This window comes from Stenotrophomonas terrae (assembly GCF_001431465.1).
Classification (GTDB): domain Bacteria; phylum Pseudomonadota; class Gammaproteobacteria; order Xanthomonadales; family Xanthomonadaceae; genus Stenotrophomonas; species Stenotrophomonas terrae.
Window position 1 is genome coordinate 1 of sequence record NZ_LDJJ01000016.1, and the last position, 8648, is coordinate 8648.

Consider the following 8648-nt stretch of genomic DNA (forward strand, 5'->3'; position numbering starts at 1 on the left):
GCCCCCTCCCTTTCGCGAAGCGAAGGGGAGGGCTGGGGAGGGGTGCTCCTAGCCGTTGCTCCTGCCCCAATCCCGAATTTCCAATCCGGCCCAGCCCTCACTTCCTACCCTTGCCGCCCCGGCGGTGACTGCGTACGGTCAGCCCATCCCTTCCGGAGCTGTCCATGAAGCCTCTCGTTCTCGCCGTCGCCCTTGCCCTGGCCGCGCCGCTGCCGCTCACCGCCACCGCCGCAGCACCCGCAACGACCAAGACCACACCCGCAGCGCCGGCCTGGGTTGCCCGCAGCAACGAACTGGCGCAGATCCTGCTGCAGGCGCAGGCACCGTTCCAGCCTGAAATGACCAGCTTCTTCGGTGTCCCCGGCTATGACGACAAGGCCGTCGACCTGGGGCCGGACAACGCCGCGCGCTACCGCGCCGCCATGAACAAGGCACGCGACCAGCTGCGCGAGAAGCTGCAGGTCGAGCGCGATCCCAACCTGCGCCAGGACCTGCAGATCATGATTGCCGCGGCCGAGCGCAACATCGAAAGCAGCACCCTCAACGAACAGCACCTGATGCCGTGGATGGATGTGCCGCAGACCGTGTTTGGCGGCATCAACGGCCTGCTGTCCGACCAGGTGCCGGAAGCGCGCCGGGCCAAGGCACTGGATCGGCTCAAGGCCTACCTCGGCCAGGCCCCGGGCACGCAGCCGCTGGCTACCCTGGCGCGCCAGCGCTACGAGGAAAAGAGCGGCACGCCCAACCTGCTGCAGCCGACCAAGATCGAAGTCGAGCAGGCGCTGGCCAACGTCGATACCTACATCGCCGGCATCGGCAAGCTGTTTGCCAAGTACAAGATCGACGGTGCCGATGCCTCGCTGGCCGCGCTGTCCACGCAGATGAAGGACTACATCGCCTGGACCAGCAAGGAAGTGCTGCCCAAGGCGCGCACCGACAACCGCCTGCCGGCCGAGCTGTATGCCTTCCAGCTCAAGGAAGTGGGCGTGGATATCGACCCGGCCCTGCTGATGCAGCGCGCCCAGCTTGAATACATGGAAACCCGCGCGATGATGCGCCAGCTGGCGCCGCTGGTGGTGCAGGCCAAGGGCTTGAAGGTTGCCGACAACACCGACTACATCGCGGTGATCCGCGCGCTGAAGCAGGACAAGATCGGCAACGACCAGCTCGAATCGCACTACCGCGGCGTCATCGATGCGATCGATCCGATCATCCGCAAGCAGGGCATCGTCGATGTGCCGCAGCGCCCGTTGCAGATGCGGCTGGGCAGCGAAGCCGAGAGCGCCGCGTCACCGGCACCGCATTACCTGCCGGCACCACTGGTCGGCAACACCGGCCAGCAGGGCACCTTCGTGCTGCCGCTGGGCAACCCGGCCTCGGGCGAGAAGGCGCAGTACGATGACTTCAACTTCGGCTCGGCGGCATGGACGCTGAGCGCCCACGAAGGCCGCCCCGGCCACGACCTGCAGTTTGCAGCGATGGTGGAGCGCGGCATCTCACTGGCGCGCACCATGTTCGCCTTCAACTCGGTCAATGTTGAAGGCTGGGCGCTGTATGCCGAAGCCGAGATGGTGCCGTTCGAGCCGCTGGACGGGCAGATGATCGCCCTGCAGTTCCGCCTGCTGCGCGCCGCCCGTGCCATGCTCGACCCGGCGCTCAACCTGGGCCAGACCGACCGTGAGCGCGCGCGCAAGGTGCTGGTGGAAGGCGTGGGCCTGTCCGAGGCCATGGCCACGCAGGAACTGGACCGTTACACCGTGCGTTCGCCGGGCCAGGCCTGCAGCTATTTCTACGGTTACACGCGGATCATGGAACTGCGCATGCAGACCGAGCTGGCGCTTGGCGACAAGTTCGATCGGCTGGCCTTCAACAACTTCCTGCTCGACCAGGGCCTGTTGCCGCCGGATCAGCTGGCGGCCGCAGTCAACGAGGTCTTCGTACCGGCCCAACGCCGCAAGTAAGCACAAAGGGCGCCGTAAGGCGCCCTGTTTTTTGTAGGAGCGGCGTAAGCCGCGAAGCTGATGTCGCTGAAGACCGTGGTGTCTTGGCTACCTGACGGTGTAGCGGCTTCGCGGCTTACGCCGCTCCTACAAGAGCAAAAAGGCTGCAGCTCAATCCTTGCCGTTGGAAGGCGTCACCGTGCTGCTGTCGCTGGCATCGGCTTCGAACAGATGCATCAAGTCCTCGCGGGCGTCGCGTGAGGTCTGCATTACCGCGGCCTCGTCGTCGTAGACCAGGTGCTGGGCCTTGAGCAGTGCTTCATCGTGTTCGCGGAAACGCTGCACATGATCGCGGGCGATGCTCTCCGGAATGCCCAGGGCAGTCAGCACGCGTTCGCTGGCTTCCAGGCTGGAACCAAATACCTCGCGGAAGGGTTCGGCCGACATGTCCAGCAGCTTCCAGGCGTGCTGGCGGTTGCGCGCACGCGCCAGCACGGTGGCATTGGGGTACATGCGGCGCACCAGCCGTACCGCACGCAGATTGGTGTCGGGGTCGTCCATCGCCATCACGAATACACGGATGTGCTCGGCGCCGGCCGCACGCAGCAGATCCGGGCGGGTAGGGTCGCCGTAATACAGCTGGTTGCCGAAGCGGCGCAGGTCCTTGACGGTATCCGGGTCGGCTTCCAGGGCAACAAAGGGAATGCGCTGCGCGGTGAGCAGGCGGCCGACGATCTGGCCGAAGCGGCCCATGCCGGCGATCAGCACCTGCGGCCGCTGCGCGCCGGCATCCTTGAGCGTCTCATCGGGCGCATGCTGTGGCGGCCGTGCCGGTGGCTTGAGCTGCAGCGAGCGCTGCAGGGCGAGCAGCAACAAAGGCGTGATCGCCATCGACAAGCTGACGATGGCCACCAGCCGGTCATGGTTGATGCGCCCCAGCAGGTGCGCGCGCTCGGCCTCGTTGAACACTACGAAGGCGAACTCACCGCCCAGCCACAGCACGCTGCCCAGCATCAACGCACTGCGCAGCGACAGGCGCGCGGCCAGGCCCAGCGCGATCAGGATGGAGAACTTCACCACCAGCAGGATGGCCACGCCGGCGGCGATGATCTCCGGTTCGGCGGCAACCCGCTTCAGGTCGATGCCCATGCCCACGGCAATGAAGAACAGGCCCAGCAGCAGGCCCTTGAACGGCTCGATCTGCGATTCGATCTCGTGCCGGAATTCGGAGTCGGCCAGCAGCACGCCGGCGACGAAGGCGCCCAGGCTGGCGCTGAGCCCGGCTTCGGCCATGAACCAGGCCGTGCCCAGCACCACCAGCAAGGCGGTGGCGGTGAAGACTTCCGGCATGCGGGTGCGCGCGACGATATTGAACAGCTGGCGCAGTATTGGCCGGCCCAGCACGATCACCAGCATCAGTGCGCCCAGCGCGATGGATGCATCCTGCCAGCTCAGGGTTTCGTTCTTGACCCCACCCAGCAGCGGAATCGCCGCCAGCAGCGGGATGGCGACCAGATCCTGGAACAGCAGGATGGCGAAGCCGAGCCGGCCATAGTCGGTATTGAGTGCCTTGCGCTCGGACAACAGCTGCAGGCCGACCGCAGTGGAAGACAAGGCCAGCGCGGTGCCGATCACCAGCGCGCTCTTCCATGAGAAATGATTCAGCAGCAACAGCCCGCCCAGTGCCGCAGCGCTGAGCAGCACCTGCACCGTGCCGGCACCAAACACCGGCCGCCGCATCACCATCAGCCGCGACGGCGACAGCTCCAGCCCGATCACGAACAACAGCATCACCACGCCGATCTCGGCGGCGTTGAGGATGCGGTCGGCGTCCTGCACGAAGCCCAGCACATGCGGCCCCAGCACCACGCCGGCAGCCAGATAGCCCAGCACCGCGCCCAGCCCGAAGCGCTTGAATACCGGCACGGCGATCACCGCCGCCAGCAGCAGTACCAAGGCGAGTTCGAGGCCGGTGCCATGCATGTGGATAGGTTCCTTGATTGATTCAGCAGACAAGTCAGGCAGTTGCCTGCTGACAATTTCACATTATGCGGACTGTGTGGTCAGTGAATGCGAAGACAAGCCCCGCAGTTGCCGGGATTCAGCGATGCAGGCTTGACCCTGTCGGCCAACAGGACCAGACTCGCGCGGCTGCCGGTACAACCGCGCAGCACCTTTCCGGAGTCCAACCCATGTCCAGCGACAGTAGAAGTCGATCGCGATCGTCGACACCAGCGACGGCAACCGCCTGACAGGGCTGGTTCGTCCTGTGCTGGCGTTGCGGTCGCAATCCAGAACAGGCGAATCAACATGAACCAGAAGCAATTTCTGCGGCCAATAGTGGACGCAGCCGCGCTGAGTGCGCCCTTGGCCGATTACAACACCGCCGACGCGGTCGAGTACCTCAATGCCCTGCCGTTACCGCAGGCAACCAATACCTTGGCGGCATTGTCATTGCCGCGTGCGGTCAAACTGCTGGAAGCCCCTGAGCTGCAGCATGCGGGCGCGCTGATTGCAGCGCTGCCGCCGGCCCGTGCCGCCGCCTTGCTGGGTTTGATGGCCGATGACCGTGCCACCGACATCGTCCATGAGCTGGACGATGCCGAGCGCGCGCGGCTGATCCCGCTGCTGGCGCCGGAGGCACGGCGCTCGATCCAGCTGCTGTTGAGCTACCCGCCCAATACCGCCGGTGCCTTGATGACCACCGAGTTCGTCGCCGTGCCGGCGGACTGGACGGTGGCGCAGACGATGCAGCACATCCGCGAGGTGGAGCGCAGCCGCGAGACCGTCTACGCCATCTACGTGCTGGACCCGCACAGCCGGCAACTGCTGCAGGTGGTGACGATGCGGCGGCTGATCACCGGCGAACCGGAAGACGCGATCCTGGCGGTGGCCCAGGTCAATCCGCCGGTGACGGTGAACCCGCTGCTGGACCAGGAAGAAGTGGCACAGCTGATCCGCCGCCACGATCTGCTGGCGATCCCGGTGGTGGATGCACAGCAACATATGCTGGGCATCGTCACCGTCGACGACATCCTGGACGCCCTGATCGACGAATCCACCGAGGACGTGCACAAGTTCGGCGGCGTGGAAGCACTGGACAAGCCATACATGCAGATCGGCTTCCTGGAGATGCTGCGCAAGCGTGCCGGCTGGCTGAGCGTGCTGTTCCTCGGCGAAATGCTGACCGCCAGCGCCATGCAGCACTACGAGGATGAGCTGGCCCGCGCGGTGGTGCTGACCTTGTTCATCCCGCTGATCATGAGCTCGGGTGGCAACTCGGGTTCGCAGGCCACCTCGTTGCTGATCCGCTCGCTGGCGCTGCGCGAACTGCGCCTGCGTGACTGGTGGAAGGTAGCCCTGCGCGAGCTGCCGACCGGCGTGGTGCTGGGCGCGATTCTTGGCCTGCTGGCGATCGTGCGCATCACCATCTGGCAGCTGGCCGGCCTGCATGACTACGGCGAGCACTGGAAGCTGCTGGCAGTCACCATCGGTGCGGCCTTGGTCGGCATCGTCACCTTTGGCTCCCTGTCCGGCTCGATGCTGCCGTTCGTGCTCAAGCGCCTGGGCTTTGACCCGGCCAGCGCCTCGGCGCCGTTCGTGGCCACCCTGGTCGACGTCACCGGCCTGGTCATCTATTTCAGCATCGCCGCAATGATCCTCGGCGGAACCCTGCTCTAACTGTAGTGCCGAGCCATGCTCGGCAAGGGGCTTCACCCGTAGATCAAACGCAAACGCACCCCTCCCCAACCCTCCCCTTGGCTGACGCCAAAGGGAGGGGGCAGTCTTTCTCCCTCCCTTTGGCGTGAGCCAAGGGGAGGGCCGGGGAGGGGTGCTCTTCGCGGCAACCAAGGCCGCTCTCAAGCAAACACCCCAAACACCCCGCACTTTGATCCAACGCAGCCCACCCCGCGTGCCAGCCGTGTACCTTTGAGCCGGTACCCGCAACAGGCGTCGCAATGAGCACCTACCACCTGCAGACCGTATTCCGCCCGCGTTCGGTGGCCGTGATTGGCGGTAGCCCGCGCGACCGCTCCGCCGGCCGTGCGGTGATCCGCAACCTGCGTGCCGGCGGCTTCGCCGGGCAGATCGGCTGGGTCAGCCCGCGCTACGCCGAAATCGACGGCATGCGCACGGTCAAGAAGCTCAAGGACCTGCCGTGGATTCCGGATCTGGTCGTCATCACGGTGCCGGCAACCCTGCTGCCGCAGGTGGTCAGCCAGGCCGCCGAACTGGGCGTGGCAGCGGCCATCATCCTTACCTCCGGCCTGGGCAAGGGCCCCGGCTCGCTGGCCGCGCAGGTGGAAGCCGCGGCGCGGCCGAAGGGCATGCGCGTGCTCGGCCCGCATTGCCTGGGCGTCATCGCACCACATGCCCGCCTCAATGCCAGCATCGCCGCACACACGCCGCAGGCCGGCGATCTGGCACTCATTTCCGAATCCAGCGCGATTGCCGCCGCGCTGGTGGAATGGGGCGTGGCACGTTCGGTGGGCTTTTCGGCGGTGGTGTCGCTGGGTGATGCGCTGGATGTCGACTTCGGCGATCTGCTCGACTACTTCGCCAGCGACTACCGCACCCGCGCCATCCTGTTGTATGTCGACCAGATCAGCGATGCGCGCAAGTTCATGTCGGCCGCGCGCGCTGCTGCCCGTGCCAAACCGGTGGTGGTGGTCAAATCCGGGCGCAAACCGCGCGGCAATGGCGAGCTGGTCAGCACCCATTCGCAGTCCCTGGCCGATTCCGATGCGGTCTACGGCGCGGCCTTCAATCGCGCCGGCCTGCTGCGCGTCAATGCACTGGACGAGTTGTTCACCGCCGCCGAGACGCTGGGCCGGCTGGGCACCTTTCCCGGCCGTCGGCTGGCCATTCTCAGCAATGGCGGCGGTGTCGGCCGGCTTGCGGTGGACCAGCTGCAGGCCTTGGGCGGCAGCCTGGCGGAACTGTCACCGGCCACCGTTGCACAGCTGGACAAAGCCTTGCCGCAGGGCTGGTCGCGCGACAACCCGGTCGACATCGTGGTCGACGCCGATGGTGGCCGCTATGCCTCGGCGATTGAAGCCTTGCTGTCCGACGATGCCAACGACGCGGTGCTGGTGATCAACGTGCCTACCGCATTCACTTCTTCCGCCGAGGCCGCGCAGGCGCTGACCACCACCCTGGGGCAGCGCTCCCGACAGCTGCGCGACAAGCCGGTGTTCGCGGTATGGCTGGGCAACGACGACCGCGCCACGGTCACCCTCAATACCGCACGCGTACCCACCTATCCCACCGAAGCCGAAGCCGTGCGCGGCTTCCAGCATCTGGTGCGTTACCGCGAGGCGCAGGCGGCGCTGATGGAAACCCCGCCCAGCCTGCCAGCGGATTTCGTGGTGGATGTGCCGGCCGCACGCGCGTTGGTCGAGGCGGCCTTGGCCAACGATCAGCAATGGCTGGACCCGGTGGCCACGCACAAGCTGCTGCAGGCCTACGGTATTCCGTCGCTGGAAGTGATGGTCGCGCGTGATCCGCACGAGGCCATGGATCTGGCACAGCCGCTGCTGGAGCAGGGCATGAGCGTGGCGGTGAAGATATTCTCGCCGGACATTCCGCATAAATCCGAAGTCGATGGCGTGCGCTTGAACCTGGGCAGCCTGCGCGCGGTGCAGGCGGCCGCTACCGCCATCCTGCAGCGTGCACGCGAGCTGCGCCCGCAGGCCCGTATCGAAGGCGTGCTGGTGCAGCCCAGCCTGACCCGGCCCAAGGCGCGCGAACTGATCGCCGGCATTGCCGACGACCCGGTGTTCGGCCCGGTGGTGGTATTCGGCCGGGGCGGCACTGCGGTGGAAGTGATCGACGACAAGACCCTGGCACTGCCACCGCTGGACCTGCGCCTGGCCCATGAAGTGATCGGCCGCACCCGTGTATCGCGCATCCTCAAGGCCTATGGCGACGTGCCGGCGGCGGATGAGCGGGCGGTGGCGATGGTGCTGGTCAAACTGGCGCAGCTGGCGGCGGATATTCCCGAAATTCGTACCCTGGATCTCAATCCGCTGCTGGCCGACCGCAATGGCGTGATCGCACTGGACGCGCGCGTTGCGATCACTCCGGTCAAGCGCCTGCACAAGGGCCGCGGCCATCCGCGCTTTGCGATTTTCCCGTATCCCACCGAGTGGGAGCGCACGATTGATCTGTCCGACGGCGGCAAGGCCTTCATCCGCCCGGTGCGGCCGGAGGACGATGGCCTGTTCCGCGCGTTCTTCGCCCGTGTCACCGACGATGACTTGCGCCTGCGCTTCTTCCAGTCGGTGAAGCATTTCAGCCACGAGTTCATCGCCCGCCTGACCCAGCTCGATTACGCCCGCTCGATCGCGCTAGTGGCGATCGATCCGAAGACCGGTGAAATGCTGGGCGCGGTGCGTCTGCATGCCGACGCCGATTACAACCGCGGCGAGTACGGCATCCTGATCCGCTCGGACCTGAAGGGTCATGGCATCGGCTGGAAGCTGATGCAGATCATGATCGAGTACGCCGGCTGGCTGGGCCTGAACATGGTGGAAGGGCAGGTGCTGCGTGAGAACAGCACCATGCTGGCCATGTGCCAGAGCCTGGGCTTCAAGGTGAAGGCCGACCCGGATGACTCGACCATCATGAATGTGACGTTGCCGGTAGGTGGGGTTAAGAGCTGAGAGCTGGAGGCCAACGGCAAAAAGCCAAAAGCACCCCTCCCCA

General features: G+C 65.9%; 4 protein-coding genes. 3 read left to right on the forward strand and 1 reads right to left on the reverse strand.

Annotation, left to right across the window (positions count from 1 at the left end; all coding sequences use genetic code 11):
- Positions 1-164: 164 nt before the first annotated feature.
- Complete coding sequence (locus tag ABB27_RS05715; protein ID WP_057627277.1) at positions 165-1961, forward strand: DUF885 domain-containing protein; 1797 nt, start codon at positions 165-167, stop codon at positions 1959-1961.
- 150 nt (positions 1962-2111) lie between these two features.
- On the opposite strand, the gene ABB27_RS05720 is transcribed toward ABB27_RS05715, so the two are convergent.
- Positions 2112-3923: a monovalent cation:proton antiporter-2 (CPA2) family protein gene (locus tag ABB27_RS05720; RefSeq protein WP_057627278.1), complete on the reverse strand. Its 1812-nt coding sequence runs from the start codon at positions 3921-3923 to the stop codon at positions 2112-2114.
- Positions 3924-4250: 327 nt separating this feature from the next.
- Between ABB27_RS05720 and mgtE the strand changes: the two genes are divergently transcribed.
- Together mgtE and ABB27_RS05730 are read left to right on the forward strand one after the other, a co-directional pair.
- Complete coding sequence (gene mgtE, locus ABB27_RS05725; protein WP_057627279.1) at positions 4251-5621, forward strand: magnesium transporter; 1371 nt, start codon at positions 4251-4253, stop codon at positions 5619-5621.
- 278 nt (positions 5622-5899) lie between these two features.
- Complete coding sequence (locus ABB27_RS05730; RefSeq protein ID WP_057627280.1) at positions 5900-8605, forward strand: bifunctional acetate--CoA ligase family protein/GNAT family N-acetyltransferase; 2706 nt, start codon at positions 5900-5902, stop codon at positions 8603-8605.
- Positions 8606-8648 lie beyond the last annotated feature (43 nt).